Origin of the sequence: Cupriavidus pauculus (genome assembly GCF_022179805.1) — a bacterium.
GTDB lineage: Bacteria > Pseudomonadota > Gammaproteobacteria > Burkholderiales > Burkholderiaceae > Cupriavidus > Cupriavidus pauculus_E.
In genome coordinates this window covers 1-14,601 of record NZ_BPUO01000008.1, presented here as the reverse complement: position 1 = coordinate 14,601, position 14,601 = coordinate 1, and the positions used below count along the sequence as shown (strand labels likewise).

Annotated in this window: 15 protein-coding genes; 5 read left to right on the top strand and 10 right to left on the bottom strand. The window is 66.6% G+C overall.

What is annotated here, in order from left to right:
• Positions 1 to 5 precede the first annotated feature (5 nt).
• Genes MFF62_RS17550 through MFF62_RS17535 form a run of 4 tightly spaced genes read right to left on the bottom strand, consistent with a single transcriptional unit; the run spans position 6 to position 4,000 of the window.
• Positions 6 to 788 carry an ABC transporter ATP-binding protein gene (locus MFF62_RS17550; RefSeq protein WP_238264413.1) on the bottom strand — a complete coding sequence of 261 codons (783 nt, stop codon included), beginning with the start codon at positions 786 to 788 and terminating at the stop codon, positions 6 to 8.
• Positions 782 to 1,810, bottom strand: a complete 1,029-nt coding sequence (locus tag MFF62_RS17545) for an ABC transporter permease (RefSeq protein WP_238264412.1) — start codon at positions 1,808 to 1,810, stop codon at positions 782 to 784. Before MFF62_RS17545 ends, MFF62_RS17550 begins: the two co-directional genes overlap by 7 nt.
• Before the next feature lie 27 nt (positions 1,811 to 1,837).
• Positions 1,838 to 2,863: an ABC transporter substrate-binding protein gene (locus tag MFF62_RS17540; protein ID WP_238264411.1), complete on the bottom strand. Its 1,026-nt coding sequence runs from the start codon at positions 2,861 to 2,863 to the stop codon at positions 1,838 to 1,840.
• Between the two features lie 45 nt (positions 2,864 to 2,908).
• Entirely contained in the window at positions 2,909 to 4,000 is a 1,092-nt protein-coding gene (locus MFF62_RS17535; RefSeq protein ID WP_238264410.1) for an LLM class flavin-dependent oxidoreductase, read from the bottom strand.
• 205 nt (positions 4,001 to 4,205) lie between these two features.
• On the opposite strand from MFF62_RS17535, the gene MFF62_RS17530 reads away from it, so the two are divergent.
• The 3 genes from MFF62_RS17530 (at position 4,206) to MFF62_RS17520 (ending at position 7,770) form a co-directional block, all read left to right on the top strand.
• The gene (locus MFF62_RS17530; RefSeq protein WP_238264409.1) at positions 4,206 to 5,423 is read left to right on the top strand and encodes an acyl-CoA dehydrogenase family protein; all 1,218 of its coding nucleotides are present in this window, start codon (positions 4,206 to 4,208) and stop codon (positions 5,421 to 5,423) included.
• Between the two features lie 119 nt (positions 5,424 to 5,542).
• On the top strand, positions 5,543 to 6,163 hold the full coding sequence (locus MFF62_RS17525; protein ID WP_238264408.1) for a cysteine dioxygenase family protein: 621 nt from the start codon (positions 5,543 to 5,545) through the stop codon (positions 6,161 to 6,163).
• Positions 6,160 to 7,770: a rhodanese-related sulfurtransferase gene (locus MFF62_RS17520; protein ID WP_238264407.1), complete on the top strand. Its 1,611-nt coding sequence runs from the start codon at positions 6,160 to 6,162 to the stop codon at positions 7,768 to 7,770. The genes MFF62_RS17525 and MFF62_RS17520 overlap by 4 nt, the downstream gene beginning before the upstream one ends.
• 22 nt (positions 7,771 to 7,792) lie before the next feature.
• Here the strand turns inward: MFF62_RS17520 and MFF62_RS17515 are convergent, their stop codons facing one another.
• From MFF62_RS17515 to MFF62_RS17490, 6 genes are all read right to left on the bottom strand, one after another.
• Positions 7,793 to 8,251 (bottom strand): MEKHLA domain-containing protein, encoded by a 459-nt coding sequence (locus MFF62_RS17515; protein ID WP_238264406.1) that lies wholly within the window; start codon positions 8,249 to 8,251, stop codon positions 7,793 to 7,795.
• 21 nt (positions 8,252 to 8,272) lie between these two features.
• Positions 8,273 to 8,521 (bottom strand): hypothetical protein, encoded by a 249-nt coding sequence (locus MFF62_RS17510; protein ID WP_238264405.1) that lies wholly within the window; start codon positions 8,519 to 8,521, stop codon positions 8,273 to 8,275.
• 176 nt (positions 8,522 to 8,697) lie between these two features.
• Positions 8,698 to 9,063 carry a response regulator gene (locus tag MFF62_RS17505; protein WP_238264404.1) on the bottom strand — a complete coding sequence of 122 codons (366 nt, stop codon included), beginning with the start codon at positions 9,061 to 9,063 and terminating at the stop codon, positions 8,698 to 8,700.
• 56 nt (positions 9,064 to 9,119) lie between these two features.
• The gene (locus MFF62_RS17500) at positions 9,120 to 9,659 is read right to left on the bottom strand and encodes a hypothetical protein (protein WP_238264403.1); all 540 of its coding nucleotides are present in this window, start codon (positions 9,657 to 9,659) and stop codon (positions 9,120 to 9,122) included.
• Positions 9,656 to 10,387 (bottom strand): methyl-accepting chemotaxis protein, encoded by a 732-nt coding sequence (locus tag MFF62_RS17495; RefSeq protein WP_238264402.1) that lies wholly within the window; start codon positions 10,385 to 10,387, stop codon positions 9,656 to 9,658. The genes MFF62_RS17500 and MFF62_RS17495 overlap by 4 nt, the downstream gene beginning before the upstream one ends.
• Before the next feature lie 62 nt (positions 10,388 to 10,449).
• Positions 10,450 to 12,825: an MCP four helix bundle domain-containing protein gene (locus MFF62_RS17490; RefSeq protein ID WP_238264401.1), complete on the bottom strand. Its 2,376-nt coding sequence runs from the start codon at positions 12,823 to 12,825 to the stop codon at positions 10,450 to 10,452.
• A 251-nt stretch (positions 12,826 to 13,076) separates the two neighbouring features.
• Here MFF62_RS17490 and MFF62_RS17485 point away from each other — a divergent pair, with 251 nt between their 5' ends.
• The gene (locus tag MFF62_RS17485) at positions 13,077 to 13,877 is read left to right on the top strand and encodes an AadA family aminoglycoside 3''-O-nucleotidyltransferase (RefSeq protein ID WP_404990786.1); all 801 of its coding nucleotides are present in this window, start codon (positions 13,077 to 13,079) and stop codon (positions 13,875 to 13,877) included.
• A gap of 180 nt (positions 13,878 to 14,057) precedes the next feature.
• Positions 14,058 to 14,501, top strand: a complete 444-nt coding sequence (locus tag MFF62_RS30910) for a DUF6932 family protein (protein ID WP_404990779.1) — start codon at positions 14,058 to 14,060, stop codon at positions 14,499 to 14,501.
• Positions 14,502 to 14,601: the final 100 nt, after the last annotated feature.

The window sequence follows — 14,601 nt, the reverse complement described above, 5'->3', positions numbered from 1 at the left end:
ACGTCTCACCAGCTCGCATCGAGACCCAGGTGCCGTAGCGCCTCGTGCCGCAGCGCGGTCAGGCGCGGATCGCCACGATGGCGCGGGTAGGGCAGGTCCACCGTGATCTCGGCCGTGATGCGCGCGGGGCGCTGGCTGAACACGATCACGCGCTGCGCCAGGAACAGCGCTTCTTCCACGTCGTGCGTGACCAGCAGCGCCGAGAAGCCCGCGCGTTGCCACAGTTCGACGAGATCGCTCTGCATGGCCAGCCGTGTCAGCGAGTCGAGCTTGCCGAGCGGTTCGTCCAGCACCAGCAGGCGCGGATCGTTGACCAGCGCCCGCGCCAATGCCACGCGCTGCGCCATGCCGCCGGAGAGCTGATGCGGAAACGCGCGCGCAAACGCTTCAAGCCCCACGCGCTTGAGCGCGGCGTCGACGCGATGGCCTTCGCGGCGCAGCAGGCCGCGCGCCTGCAGGCCCAGTGCCACGTTGTCGCGCACGCGCCGCCACGGGTAGAGCGTGGGGTCCTGGAAGACCACGATGCGCGACGGGTCGGGCCGGTCGATGGGCGTGTCGTCCTGCAGGATCTGCCCTTGCGACGGGCTGTCGAGACCCGCCACCAGCCGCAGCAGCGTGGACTTGCCGCAACCACTGGGCCCCAGCAGCGCCACGAATTCGCCGGGCGCTACTTTCAGATTCACGCTGTCGAGCACTGGCAGTTGCTGGTCGCCATCGCCAAAGGCATGGCTTACTGCGCGGATGTCGATCCGTGCGCCACGGGTGGAGTCTGTTGCGGCCGTTACCATTTGACGGTTCCTTTCTGCCATGAGAGCGCGCGGTCGCGCACCGCGAACAGCAAAGTGATGACGCCCGAGAACAGCAGGGCCATGACGATCAGCGCGGCGTACATGTTCACGTACGACGCCCAGCCCTGGGCCCAGGTCAGGTACCAGCCCAACCCCGACTTCACGCCCATCATCTCGGCCGTGACCAGCACCGAGAACGACGCGCCCAGCCCCATGAACAGCCCGACAAAGACTTGCGGCAGCGCGGCCGGAATGGCCACGCGCAGCACCATGAACCATTCGGAAGCACCCATCGTGCGCGCCACGTCGTAGTAGCTCTTGTTCACGCTGGCCACGCCCGACCACGTGAGCACCGCCACCGGGAACGCCGTGGCCAGCGCGATCAGGAACACGGCGGCCGAATAGCTCGACGGAAAGAAGTAGAACGTCAGCGGCAGCAGCGCCGTGGACGGCAGCGGCCCCAGCACGCGCAGCACCGGATGCACCCAGTAGCCGATGCGGCGCGACCAGCCGATCGACACGCCGATCAGGAACCCGGCAATGCCGCCGTAGCCCACGCCAAGGCCCAGCAGCTTCAGCGTGTTCAGCACGCTGTCGCCCAGGCGGCGCCAGTCATCGACATAGACTTCGATCAGCGCCTGCGGCGGCGCGAAGAACGGCGTGGGCAGCACGGCGGTCTTGGCAGTCAGTATTTCCCAGGCGGCGAAGCCAATGGGTAGTGCCACCAGCCAGGGCCCGGCCAGCCGCAACGACGCGCGGGCACGCCGCAACGGCGCTACATATCCGCCCGCCAACGCCACAGCCAGCAGCGCGGCGGCGGCCACCAGCAACGCGATGCCGAGTTCCTCGGTGTAGGCCCAGTCGGTGAAGCCCGCCACCTTGTTCGGCCAGCGCCACGTGAGCCAGCCGAACGCGCCCCACGTCAGCGCGGCGACGATGCCGGTGGGCCAGATGCTGGCGGGCTGGCGTTGCGCGCCGGCGTGCAGCAGCGGGGCGTCGAGCGTTTGCTGCGAGATTGCCATACGGTTCTCCGGTGTGGTTCGCGTGGCCTAGCCCAGCACGTTGGCGTAGACGTGCTGCGCCAGCTTCTTGGCGTCGGTCGATTTCTTGAGCACGCCGATGCGCTGGAAATCGCCCGCATAGAACGCGATTTCCTCCTGCAGGTCGACGCCGGTCGGGTGATGGGTATAGGTCAATGTGGCGTAGAGCTTGCGCAGGTCCTCGGGGCTGATCTTGGGCGAGTACTTGGCGAAGACCTTGGCGGCTTCGTTCGGGTTCTCGTTGACGAAGTCGGTGGCCTGCACGATCGATCGCGCCAGCGCGGCAGCGGCGGGGCGGTCGTTGCGCACCAGTTCGCCGCGCGCGCCCACCACGCAGCACACCTTGCGCGCGTACTCGCCGGTCAGGTTGGTGGCCAGTTCCACGTAGGCGCCGTTGGTGCGTTTTTCCAGCAGGTAGAGATTCGGGTCGCCGTCGGCGATGGCCTGGATCTCGCCCTTGTCCACGGCCACGCCCAGCAAGTCTGCCGGGTACTGGCGCCAGGTGATGTCGCGGTCGGGGTCGATGCCGTGCTTGGCCAGCAGGATCGTGAAGAAATGCTTGCCCGGCGCGGCCAGGTCGCTCACGCCGACGGTCTTGCCCTTGAGCGCCTGCAGGTTCGTCACGCCGGCCGCCTTGGCCCCCACCAGCCGCACACAGCCGCCGTGCGAGCTGCCGATGATCTTGACGTCGAAGCCGGCTTCCAGCGGCTTGAGCCAGCGATGGATCATGCCGACGGCGGCATCGGCCTTGCCCGTGGCAATCGATTCCAGCAACTGGTCGGTGGAGCCGCTGTAGTTGATCAGGTCGATCTGCAGGCCGTTCTTCTCGAAGAAGCCTTTCTCCTGCGCCACCACGATCGGCGTCAGGCAGAACGAATTCTGGTTCCACGCAAAGGTCAGCTTGCGCGGCGCGGACCACGCCTGCCGGCCCAGGATCAGGGCCGGCGCCGCGATGGCGGCACTGCCGGCCAGCCGCAGCACGTTGCGGCGGCCGGTGTTTGGTTCTTTGTTGGGTTGGTAAATGTCTTGGCTCATGATTTCCCGCTCCCTGTTGTTGTGGATGCTTGCGGTTCAGGCGGCTCAGGCGGCGCGCCGGTGTTGCCCGGCGTCGTGCCGCGCCACCAGCTCGCGCACGCGCGGAATCAGCTCGCGGCCGTAGTCGGTGGCGTCTTCGAGCGGATCGAAGCCCCGGATCAGGAACGTGGTGACGCCCAACTCGTAGTACGCCAGCAGCGCGTCGGCCACCTGTTCCGGCGTGCCCACGAGGCCCGTGGAATTCGACCTGCCGCCGGTCTCGCGCGCGATGGCCGTCCACAGTCGCTGGTCGACGCGGTCGCCGCGCTCGGCGGCAGCAAGCAGCCGGCGCGCGCCTTCGCTCTGCTGCGGTCCGCCCCGGCTGTAGCCGGCCTGCACGCGCAGCGCGCGGGTGCGTTCGAGGATGGCGTCGGCGCGCTGCCATGCCTTTTCCTCGGTATCGGCCAGCACGGGCCGGAACGACACTGAGAAGTTGACCGTGCGCCCGTGTTTGGCCGCCTCGGCGCGCACGCGCGTGGTCAGCTCGCGCACCTGGTCGAGTGATTCGCCCCACAGCGCATAGACATCGGCATGCTTGCCGGCCACGGCGATGGCCGCCTCCGACGCGCCGCCGAAGTAGATCGGCAGATGCGGCTGCTGGGCGGGCTTCACTTCCGAGAAGCCGCGCGCGAAGCGGTAGAACTGGCCTTCATGGTCGAACGGCTGGGTTTCGGTCCAGATGCGCCGCAGGATGCCCAGGTATTCGTCAGTGCGCGCGTAGCGCTGGTCGTGGTCCAGGTAGTCGCCGTCGCGCTGCTGTTCGTCGTCGGACCCGCCCGAGATGAAATGCACGCCCAGCCGGCCGCCGCTGAACTGGTCCAGCGTGGCCATCTGGCGCGCGGCCAGCGTCGGCGAGGTGAAGCCGGGCCGGTGCGCCAGCATGAAGTGGACGCGCTCGGTCACGGCGGCGGCGTACGAGATGGTCAGCGTGGCCGACGGGCCGGTGGAGTGGTGCGGCACCAGGATGCGGTCGAAGCCGGCCTGCTCGTGGGCCTGCGCGAACGTGCGCACGTAGTCGCGGTCGACCACGGGGCCGGCAGGCGGATGGATCTCCGATTGCTTCTGGCTCTGGATCATGCCGATGAAGTTGACGCTCATGAGAAGGGCTCTCCTAGTTTGCCGCGTGGTTGTCTGGGTGTGGAGGAGAACCGTACGCCGGCGCCCGTTGCGCCCCAACGAATAAAAACGCCGCTCCATATGCGCGAAAACCGTGGCTCGATATGCGATTTGCGTCGTTCGCGCGCCGCAGGCACGGCGCTACGCTATATGCCCATCGCCCCCCATCCTGCTTCGAAGGAACTGCATGTCTTCGTCATCGCTGCATCGCCTGCCAACGCCAGCCCCCCGGCTGGACGACGTGCTGGCCGAACTGTCCGCGCGCTTTGCTGCCACCGCCGCCGATCACGATGCCCATGGCACGTTTCCGCACGACAACTTCGCGCTGCTGCACCGGTATGGGCTGATCGCGCAGGTGGTGCCGGCCGCGAGCGGCGGCGCGGGCGCGGGGCTGGCCGAGACGCGTCGCATCGTGGCCGCCGTGGCGCGCGGCGACTCGGCCACGGCACTGGTGCTGACGATGACGTACCTGCAGCATCGCGTGATTGGCCGCGCCGATTCGCGCTGGCCCGAGCCGGTGCGCCGGCAGGTGTTTCGCAGCGCGGTGGACGACGGGGCGCTGATCAACTCGCTGCGCGTGGAGCCCGAGCTTGGGTCGCCCGCGCGCGGCGGGCTGCCCGCGACGGTGGCCACGCGTGTGGGCGACCGCTGGCGGCTGAGCGGGCACAAGCTCTACACCACCGGCATCCCGGCGCTGCGCTGGCTGGCCGTGTGGGCGCGCACGCACGAACCCGTGCCGCGCGTCGGCATCTTCCTGGTACCCAAGCCGGCGGCGGGGTCGGACCAAGCGCCGGGCATCCGTGTGATCGAGAGTTGGGATCACCTGGGCCTGCGCGCGTCGGGCAGCCATGAAACCGTGTTCGATGACGTGTGGATTCCGCTGGAGAACGCCGTGGATATCCGTCCACCCGCGGACTGGGCGCCGGCCGGCGGCAGTCAGGCCGATATCGACGCCAGCGCCGACCAGCAGGCGTGGATGGTGACGCTGCTGGGCAGCCTGTACGACGCGGTGGCCCGCGCTGGCGTGGACTGGGTGCACCAGTTCGTGCGCGAACGCGTGCCGGGCAGCCTGGGCAAGCCGCTGGCCAGCCTGCCGCGCGTGCAGGAATCGATCGGCACGATGGCCGCGCTGCTGCGGACCAACCAGGTGCTGCTGGACGACATGGCCGCACGCAGCGACGCGGGCGCGCCGCCACCGCCCGCCGAGAGTGGGCTGGTCAAGTACACGGTGACGTCGAACGCGATCCGCGCCGTGGAACTGGCGCTGCAACTGGCCGGCAACCACGGCCTGAGCCGCCACAATCCGCTGGAACGCCACTATCGCGACGTGCTCTGCAGCCGCATCCATACACCGCAGGACGACGCCATCCTGACCGCCGCCGGACGCGCGGCGCTGGGCGTCTGAGGGGCCGTGCCGGCCCGACCCCATCGTGCTATGGTTGCAGGCGAATCGCCGCATACCATGGGGCACGGACCCACAGTTCCCATGGACCCAGACGGTGAACCCCACCCGGAGACACGCTCATGGCTGACACGCTTCCCGGCGCACGGCAACTGACGCCGCTGCGCGATTTCATTACTGCCTTTTCCACGTTGCTCGACGAGCAGCCCGACGAACCGCGCATTCTCGACGAGGGCGGCAAGCTGCTGGCCCGGCTGGTGGCGCGCGACGACTGGCTGCCCGACGCCTTTGCGCAGCCGCATCCCGAGTACTACCAGCAGGTGCTGCTGCACTGCGATTCGGCCGAGCGGTTTTCCATCGTCAGCTTTGTCTGGGGGCCGGGGCAGCGCACGCCCATCCACGACCATACGGTGTGGGGCCTGATCGGCATGCTGCGCGGTGCCGAGTACTCGCAGCCTTTCGCGATTGGCGCCGATGGCGTGCCCCGCCCGCACGGCGACGCGGTGCGGCTGGAGCCGGGCCACGTGGAAGCGGTGTCGCCGGCCATTGGCGATATCCACCGCGTGCACAACGCGTTCGACGACCAGGTGTCGGTCAGCATCCATGTCTATGGCGCCAACATCGGCGCCGTGAGCCGCCATGTCTATCCGGAAGCGGGCGGCAGCAAGACCTTTATCTCCGGCTACTCCAATTCCACCTTGCCCAACCCCTGGGACCGCTCGAAGGATCCCGTCGCGTCATGACTCAAGCTCACCCATCGTTTTCCGCCACGACCAGCCTGGCCGTGCGCCAGGCGCTGCTCGACCGCACCGAGATCGCCCTGATCGACGTGCGCGAGGAAGACCCGTTCGCGCAGCAGCATCCGCTGTGGGCGGCCAATTTTCCGCTGTCGAAGATCGAACTCGAAGCCTGGGCGCGCATCCCGCGCCGCGACACGCGCATCGTGGTCTACGGCGAGCACGATGGTGAAGACCTGGCGCCACGCGCGGCGACCGTGCTGCGGCAACTGGGCTATACCGACGTGTCGCTGCTCGACGGCGGGCTGGACGCCTGGATCGCCGCCGGCGGCGAGGTGTTCCGCGACGTGAACGTGCCCAGCAAGTCCTTCGGAGAGGTGGTCGAGGCGCAGCGCCATACGCCGTCGCTGGCGGCGCCGGAAGTGCAGGCGCTGATCGACAGCAAGGCTGATGTGGTGATCGTCGACGCGCGCCGCTTCGACGAATACCAGACCATGAACATCCCCACGTCCACGAGCCTGCCTGGCGCCGAACTGGTGCTGCGCATCCGCGAGCTGGCGCCCGACGCGCGCACGCAGGTGGTGGTCAACTGCGCGGGCCGCACGCGCAGCATCATCGGCACGCAATCGCTGATCAATGCCGGTATTCCGAATCCGGTGGCCGCGCTGCGCAACGGCACCATCGGCTGGACGCTGGCAGGGCAGACGCTGTCCCACGGCGCCAGCCAGCGCGCACCGGCCCAGGTGGGGCCGGCCCATCTGGCCGATGCCCGTGAAGGCGCTCGCGCTATCGCCAACCGGGCGGGCGTGCGACGTATCGCGTTCGACGCGCTGGCATCGCTGGAGGAACCGGGTCGCACGGTCTACCGCTTCGATGTGCGCACGCCGGACGAGTATGCCGACGGGCATCTGCCCGGCTTTGCCAGTGCGCCGGGCGGGCAACTGGTGCAGGAGACCGATCACAACGCGCCCGTGCGCGGCGCGCGCATCGTGCTGGCGGACGATGACGACGTGCGCGCGAACATGAGTGCGTCGTGGCTGGCCCAGATGGGTTGGGAGGTCTACGTGGTGGAACCGGTCGACGACGCGCACCGAAGTGAGCGCGGCGCGCGGGCGGCGAACCGTCCGGCCACGCCGGACGTGCGGACCGTCACGCCCGCGACGCTGGCGACGTGGCTGGAAGCGGGCGACACCGCCGTGATCGACGTGACGGCCAGCGCGAACTACGTCAAGCGCCACATTCCCGGCGGGTGGTACGCGATCCGGGCGCAACTGGCGCAGGCGCTACGCGCGATTCCGCCGGCACGACGCTATGTGCTGACCTGCGGATCGAGCCTGCTGGCGCGCTTTGCGGCCGTGGATCTGCAGGCGCTGACGCAGTCGGCTGAAGCCGAAGTATTCGTGCTGGAGGGTGGCACGGCCGCGTGGGCGGACGCCGGCCTGCCGGTGGAGCAGGGCGAGACGCGGCTGGCCGTGGCGCGCACCGACCGCTATCGGCGCCCGTACGAGGGCACCGACAACGCGGCGGCGGCGATGCAAGCGTACCTGGACTGGGAGTTCGGCCTGATCGCGCAACTGGAGCGCGACGGCACGCACTTCTTCGAGGTGGTTTGAGCGAAGGGAGGCGGCGGGCCGGTCAGAGATCGCGCGTGCGCGGGACGATCACGGCCTGGCCATGCAGCACGCCGTCAGCATCGAACATCTGCCACAGCGTGGCTTCCTCGATCATGAAGCGGCGGCCGGACTTGGTGATGCGCACGCCCTTGTAGCCGGCTTCGTAGCCAAGCCGCTGCACGCGCTCCAGAAACTTCTGGCGTTCCTCGCGGTTCGGCGCTTCGGCCGACAGCCGCGAGGGCAGGCGCGTGATCTCGTCCCAGTCGTATTCAAAGCGACGCTGTGCCGCCTTGTTACCGTAGATGAAGACCGGATCCGGCGCGGTGTTGTGCGCCAGGATGGCGAAGGGCGCTTCTTCGTACAGCCACGCCGTGGCTTGCGCCACTGGCATCGGCTGCGGCACCAGCGGCTGGCCTAGCAGCCGGGCGTAACTGCTGGCAAGCAGTTCGTAGAACGCGGGATCGCTGTAACGGGGGACCATCAGAAAAACTCCAGCAGCGGCTCAGGCGGACTTGGCAGACGACTTGCTATTCGACGCGCTGCTGAACTCGGCGAACACGCGCGCCTGCACCGCTTCCATGACCTGCAGCGCGCTCGCGTCGGCGGCGTCGCTGGCGGTCACGCCGGTGGCGTCCTTGGGCTTGGCGCCCACGGGATAGAAGACGAAGCTCGACGCGAAATCCTTGCCTGCTTCCTTCTTCAGCGACCGGTTCAACGCCTTCAGGTACTTCTTCTTCGAAATCTTCGACATGGCGACGGCTTTCCTTTCATCAATGTGAATCATAAAGCACTATCCGGAAAATCGGAGTGAAGCTATGGTAGTCGGCCGATATGGACCGAATCAACTTCTGATTACCCATGTCTCCGATGGTTCGTCGCCCCATGGTTTGCCGCTCCATGGTTCTTCACGCCGCCGGTCTCGGCCCGTCAGGCCGCCAGCTTCTTGAGACCTTCCAGCGCGGCGGCGCCCTTGAACGGCTTGACGATCCAGCCCTTCACGCCAGCGGCCTTGCCCCGATCCTTCATGGCCGGGCTGCTCTCGGTGGTCAGCATCACCACGTTGACGGTCTTGTTGGCCAGTTCCGAGCGGATCTTCTCGATCATGGTCAGGCCGTCCATATTGGGCATGTTGACGTCGCTGATCACGAGCCGGATACTGGGGTCGGCCTTCAGGCGCGCCAGGCCGTCCTTGCCGTCGACGGCGGTCTGCACGTCGAGCCCGTTGCCGCGCAGAAAGCTCGCCACCTCGTCGCGCACCGCGCTGGAATCGTCTACTACGAGAATCTTTGCCACTTCGTTACTCCTGCGGGAAATCATCCAAACATCAAAATCGCGGGGCACCTGGGCTGTCAGAACAGTTCCAGTTCGCCGTCGCTGCTCGCTTCCTCTACCGCTTCGCCGACATGGAAGTCGACGGGTACACGCGTGAACAGGCACATCGTCACGCCCAGGCGTGCCGATGTGCCGATGATCACGTCGAAATCGGCGCGATAGTCGGGTTTCAGGCTGTCCACGTGGCGCAGGCTTGGGCCGGCCAGCACATACGGCGTGGACATGCCGAGATCCGGAAAATGCCGGCCCAGGTCCTGGTTGATGGCGCCACAGCACAGGTTGCCCAGTTCCAGCAGCGCGTCGTGTAGCTGGCTGGCGTCGCCGTGCGCGAAGTAGTCCGCGGTGCCGGCGTCGGCCGGAAAGCGCAGGAACAGCATGTAGCGGAAGCCCATCGACGAGATCGTGAGCACCACGACCACGTCGTCCGGCATGCCCACGCTGGGAGCGGCGTCGACGTGCGCCAGCGTGCAGGCATCGTCGGGCTGAAGCACCAGCCGTGACTGCACCGCGCGATGCAGCACGCGTTCAAGGCTGTGCCGGGCCTGGGTGCTGATCATGCCGCCGCGCCCTGGCAAGTCGACTCGAACTGCTCGGCCAGCAGCGCCACGCTGGCCAGCGAAGCGGTAACCATCTTGCCGCCGGCCTGGATGTCCTGGAACGTGGCCGTGGTGGTCAGGTCGCTCTGGTGCAGGCTGTCGCCATAGCTCTTGGACAACGCCTCGGAACGCGCTGCCAGCGTGCGTACCTCGCTGGCGACCACGCCAAAGCCCCGGCCTGCCGCGCCGGCGCGTGCCGCTTCGATCGAGGCATTCAGGGAGACGATCACCACATGCCGGACGATGGACGCCAGCTCGGTGTTCTGCTCGTGCATGGCCCGGTTGCGCGCCATCAGCGAGATCATCTGCTCGTGCCAGCGCTCGAACGTGTGGGCCAGCCCGCGCAGCCGCAGGGTTTCCTCGGCAATGCGGCGAGCCTGGCGCAGCGCATCGGCCTGCTGTTGCCGGCCAGTTGCCAGTTCGGCGGTGTGCTGGGCCATGGCTGTTGCCTGCTCGGCCGCCGTGGCCTCCAGCTTCTGCACCTGCGCCTGCAATGCCTGTGCGTCGCGGCCCGATTCGTCGATGCGGTGCGCCAGTTCGGCATTGGCCTGCTGCATCGCCGCCAATGCGCGGTCGTGTTCCGCGCCGGCCTGCGCCAGCATCCGTTGCGTGTTGTGGCGCCACGCCAGCCAGGCTGGCACCGCGGTGATTGCCGCGCCAAGCAGGGCGCCTATCAGGTACTCACTCATCCTGCCAAATCCTTACGCTTTGCATTTGCCTCTTTTGGCAACAATCCCGGCCTGGGCGATGGCTAGTGCGCCATCGGCGCCGGCGTCTCGGCCAGCACGGCCACGCTGTCCACCGCGTAGTGTTCGGGCAGGCTCACCACCGTCTGGAACTGCCGGAACGGAGCGCCCACGTGGTTGTCGGTGAAGCGCAGCTCGATGCTACCGCCCGAGCGCGACAGGAATTCGCGCACCGCATCCATGCCCACGCCGCGCCCCGAGATGGTGGTGACGGTGGCGGCGGTCGAGAATCCCGGGTGGAAGATGAACTGCGCGATGGCGTCGTCGCTGGTGGCGGCATCGGCATGGATCCACCCGCGCTCGATGGCGGTGGCGCGAATCTTGTGCAGCGCCAGCCCGCGGCCGTCGTCGTCCACCGTGATCTGCAGCAGTTGCTGGTCGACCCCGGCTTCGATATGGATGTTGCCCGCCGCCGGCTTGCCAGCCGCCAGCCGTGCGTCGACGGGCTCGATGCCGTGGTCGATCGCATTGCGCAGCAGGTGAGTGAACACGTTTTCCAGCATGCCCGTCACCTCGGCGCGCAGCCGGTAGCCGTTGTCCTGGATGCTGACCTGCGGCGCAGCCTTGCCCAGCTCGGCAGCCAGCGAGGGCAGGGCATCGACCACTGGCGACAGGACCTCGGCGATGCTGGTGGCATCGAGCACGCGCAGGATGCGGTGCACCGCGGCTCGCATCGACAGCAGTTCAGCCAGGCTGTCCGTGCGCGCACCTTCGAGCAGGCGCAGGCTTTCGCGGATACGGCCGATCTCGGCATCGGCCAGCGGCGTGGCCGTCAGGCCCGCCGTGCGGCGCGCCTTGCCCTTGCGGCCCAGCTTGTCCTCGCTGATCGTGGTGTAGTGGGCCAGCGTGTCGCGCACGCGCGCCACGTCGTGCAGCAGCGCGTCGGGATTCCATTCGCTGGCTTCGCTTTCCAGCTGGCGCAGCAGTTCCAGCCGCTGCTCGGCTTCGTGCACCACGTCGGTCAGGTGCTGGAGCTTGTAGGTGCGCGCATTGCCCTTGATCGTGTGCATGTTGCGGAACAGGGCGGCAATGGCGGCGTTGTCAGCCTCGGTCGACTGGCGAATGATGTGTTCGTTCTCGTGCACGAAGCCGTGCGCCGTTTCCATGAAGTGGTGGAACTTCTCTTCGCTGACGGCCAGGATCTCGCCGATGATCTCCAGGCTGCGGCGCTGCTCGCTGGCCTCGGCGGCCAGCTCGCGAAGCTGCGTCACGTCGCGCACGCACAGCATCAGGCGGATGATCGTGTCGGTGTCGTCAGTGATGGCGGACCAGCTCAGGTCCAGCACCTTGACCTGCCCGTCGGGCAGGTGCTTCTCGATCTCGGTGGGCAGCAGGTGCTCGTTGAACACGAAGTTGATGCCGTCTTGGTTCAGGCAGGCGTCGATGGCTGCGTCCACCTGCGAGAGCGCATCGGCACCCAGCGCGGTATCGGCAAACACGAGGTCCAGGAATCGGCGGCCGGCGATATCGCGGGTCTCGAAGATCGTTTCCAGGTAGGCCGAGTATTCGGGGTGCACCACGCCGCCATCGACCACGGTCAGGATGCCCTGCTGCATGTTCTGCAGAATGGCCTGGATGTCAGTGGTCTTCTGCCGCAGCAGCGAGGCGTTTTCCTGGATGCGCTCGATCATCTGGTTGAACGCGACGATCGAATGGCCGATCTCGTCCATGCGTCCCACCTCGATGCGGCGCGTGAAATCCTGGCTCGCAGCGATCTCGCTCATGGTGGATTGCATGCGCGTGAGCGGGCGGGCAATCTGGCGATGCAGCAGCCAGCCAATCAGCGACAGCAGCACCACGGCGGCGGCGGACACCGCGCCGATGGTGCCGGCGGCGCTGGCCAGCCGGCTGTTCAGCGTGGCAATCGCATCGTCCTTCTCGCGGTTCTTCTCGATGCGCAGCGTATCGACGATCTTCTCCATCTCGTCGCGATAGCGCGCCACGTTGGCGAACAGAAACGCCTGCGCGATTTCGTCGCGGCCGGCGGCCTTCATCTCCGCCGTCTCGCGGATGGCATCGAAGTAGTTGGTCAGGCTTTCATCGGCCTGCGCCAGCAGACCCTTCTGCGCGCGCGTGGCGGCGCTGCCGGACTGTTTGGCCAGCGCGTCGCGCAGCGTGGCCTGTTTGGCCTTCAGGTCTTCCTGCGCCTGCGCCAGCAGATTGGCGTCGGGCGCGTAGACCAGGGTCATGGTGGCAAGCTGGATGTCCTTGACCAGCGACACCACGTCGGCAGACGCCAGTGCGCTGGGCACGACGCCCTCGGTCACCTGTTTCACTTCAGAAGCGCTGGATCGTGTCTGCAGTACGGCGTAGCCACCAATTGCGGCCAACGCCAGACACATCAGGACGATCAGCAGCACGATGCGCTGACGAATGGTCATGGCAAAGCTCCCCGGCATTACGAATGTCAAGCCCCTCTAGGAAGGGGATCTGCCCCGTCTTTCGCGCGGCATCGATTTTTCGCGGTGATTATGGGGATTGCACTGTGACCTCGGCATGACATGGCGTGGCTCGGGTGTCCCCCACAGAGGGAGGGGGATATCGGCCGACCCGTGACCGAAGCGGCGGAAAATCGTATGCTGCCCCGTCGAAACTGACCTGAACGAGTCTGCCTATGACCAATATGGCCCACATGTTCATTCCCAGGGAAATTGCCGAGCAATGCCTGCTCGCCTGCGCGGCCATCGCGCGACACCTCGGCGCCACGCTCGCCAGCACCCACCTCTTCGGATCGGCGCTAGACGGCGGCCTGAAGCCCGCCAGCGACATCGACCTGCTGGTCATCGCCAGCGAACGACCCGACGAACCGGCCAGGCAGGCGCTGATGCGCGACCTGCTGACGATATCGGCACCCCCAGGCAGCGACGCTCGCCTGCGCGCGCTGGAAGTCACGGTCGTCGCCCGCGACGAAATAGTGCCGTGGCGCTACCCGGCGCGCCGCGAACTGCAATTCGGCGAATGGCTGCGCACCGACCTGCTCGCCGGCATCTTCGAACCCCCGACGACCGACCACGACCTGGCCATCCTGCTGACCAAGGTTCGGCGGCATAGCGTGGCGCTGATCGGCGCATCGGCTGCAAGCATTTTGGATCCAATCCCCCCGAAAGACTTCACTGCCGCCCTGCGCGACACCGTGGCGCAGTGGAACAGCGAAGCCGATTGGGACGGCGACGAACGCAACGTCATCCTGGCGCTTGCAAGGATCTGGTACAGCGCCGCAACGGGCGAGATCGCGCCGAAGGATGTGGCGGCGGATTGGGTGTTGGAGAGGGTGCCTTTGGGATACAGGCAGGTGCTGATGGATGCGCGGGCTGGGTATTTGGGTGTTGAGCAGGCGGGGATGGTGGTGAGTGGGGAGGATGTGGCGGGGTTTGTTCGGTTTGTGCGGGGGGTGGTTGAGGGGAGGTTGGTGGGGGAGGTGGGCGACGTGTGAGCCAGGTCAGAGGGTAAGGTGTCTCGGGTCGCTTCGCGCAGCCTTCATGTGTAAGATCGTTCGACCATAAATCGGGTCGAAGAAAACAGTTCAGTCGCCTCTTGGGAGGGCGGTGCTGGTGGCGCAACCGCTTGGGCGGCTAGGGGCTACTTGCAAGCCCATTGGTCGAGCCAATTCCATATGAGCCTAGTGCCTATTCCGGCTTGGAATGCAATGCTGGTGCTTCCACCTGTCAACGATCTTGACCCTGTCAGTCCGGACAGGTCGCCATACGAAGTTTCAGTCCATTCTGTCGTGATGCGATTTGCGACATCTTGGCAGCGTTGTCAGATCTTGCGAGGCTTTCTAAATTTTCGTGCTGCTCTCCACGCGGCTGGCATCACATCGGGATTCCAGTGGTTGAACGGGAGCTTTAGTGAGAACGTTGAGATTCTCGAGGCCCGCAATCCGAGAGATGTCGACGTGGTGAGTTTTTTTGATGACCCGAATGGAGATCTCGCGCAGAATTTTCCTGCCGGTCTCGCGGATCACGATGAGGTCAAGAAGCAATTCCTGGTCGATAGCTATTGGGTGGAAACTGTGCTGCCCGGGCGTGAACGGGCCCGTCAGAAATTTTGTGTTTAGGGCATAACATGTCGCCAAGGAGCATGTCATGCCACGTAGAACCAAGACGAGCCAGGCCGCCGATCGTGAGCTGCCGACCATTCCCGAAGATCTGATCGCC

Coding starts and splice junctions, on each gene's coding strand:
- MFF62_RS30910 (WP_404990779.1), top strand. CDS start 14,058: ATGAGCCTAGTGCCTATTCCGGCTTGGAATGCAATGCTGGTGCTTCCA.
- MFF62_RS17490 (WP_238264401.1), bottom strand. CDS start 12,825: ATGACCATTCGTCAGCGCATCGTGCTGCTGATCGTCCTGATGTGTCTG.
- MFF62_RS17495 (WP_238264402.1), bottom strand. CDS start 10,387: ATGAGTGAGTACCTGATAGGCGCCCTGCTTGGCGCGGCAATCACCGCG.
- MFF62_RS17540 (WP_238264411.1), bottom strand. CDS start 2,863: ATGAGCCAAGACATTTACCAACCCAACAAAGAACCAAACACCGGCCGC.
- MFF62_RS17510 (WP_238264405.1), bottom strand. CDS start 8,521: ATGTCGAAGATTTCGAAGAAGAAGTACCTGAAGGCGTTGAACCGGTCG.
- MFF62_RS17500 (WP_238264403.1), bottom strand. CDS start 9,659: ATGATCAGCACCCAGGCCCGGCACAGCCTTGAACGCGTGCTGCATCGC.
- MFF62_RS17530 (WP_238264409.1), top strand. CDS start 4,206: ATGTCTTCGTCATCGCTGCATCGCCTGCCAACGCCAGCCCCCCGGCTG.
- MFF62_RS17545 (WP_238264412.1), bottom strand. CDS start 1,810: ATGGCAATCTCGCAGCAAACGCTCGACGCCCCGCTGCTGCACGCCGGC.
- MFF62_RS17485 (WP_404990786.1), top strand. CDS start 13,077: ATGTTCATTCCCAGGGAAATTGCCGAGCAATGCCTGCTCGCCTGCGCG.
- MFF62_RS17550 (WP_238264413.1), bottom strand. CDS start 788: ATGGTAACGGCCGCAACAGACTCCACCCGTGGCGCACGGATCGACATC.
- MFF62_RS17520 (WP_238264407.1), top strand. CDS start 6,160: ATGACTCAAGCTCACCCATCGTTTTCCGCCACGACCAGCCTGGCCGTG.
- MFF62_RS17525 (WP_238264408.1), top strand. CDS start 5,543: ATGGCTGACACGCTTCCCGGCGCACGGCAACTGACGCCGCTGCGCGAT.
- MFF62_RS17535 (WP_238264410.1), bottom strand. CDS start 4,000: ATGAGCGTCAACTTCATCGGCATGATCCAGAGCCAGAAGCAATCGGAG.
- MFF62_RS17515 (WP_238264406.1), bottom strand. CDS start 8,251: ATGGTCCCCCGTTACAGCGATCCCGCGTTCTACGAACTGCTTGCCAGC.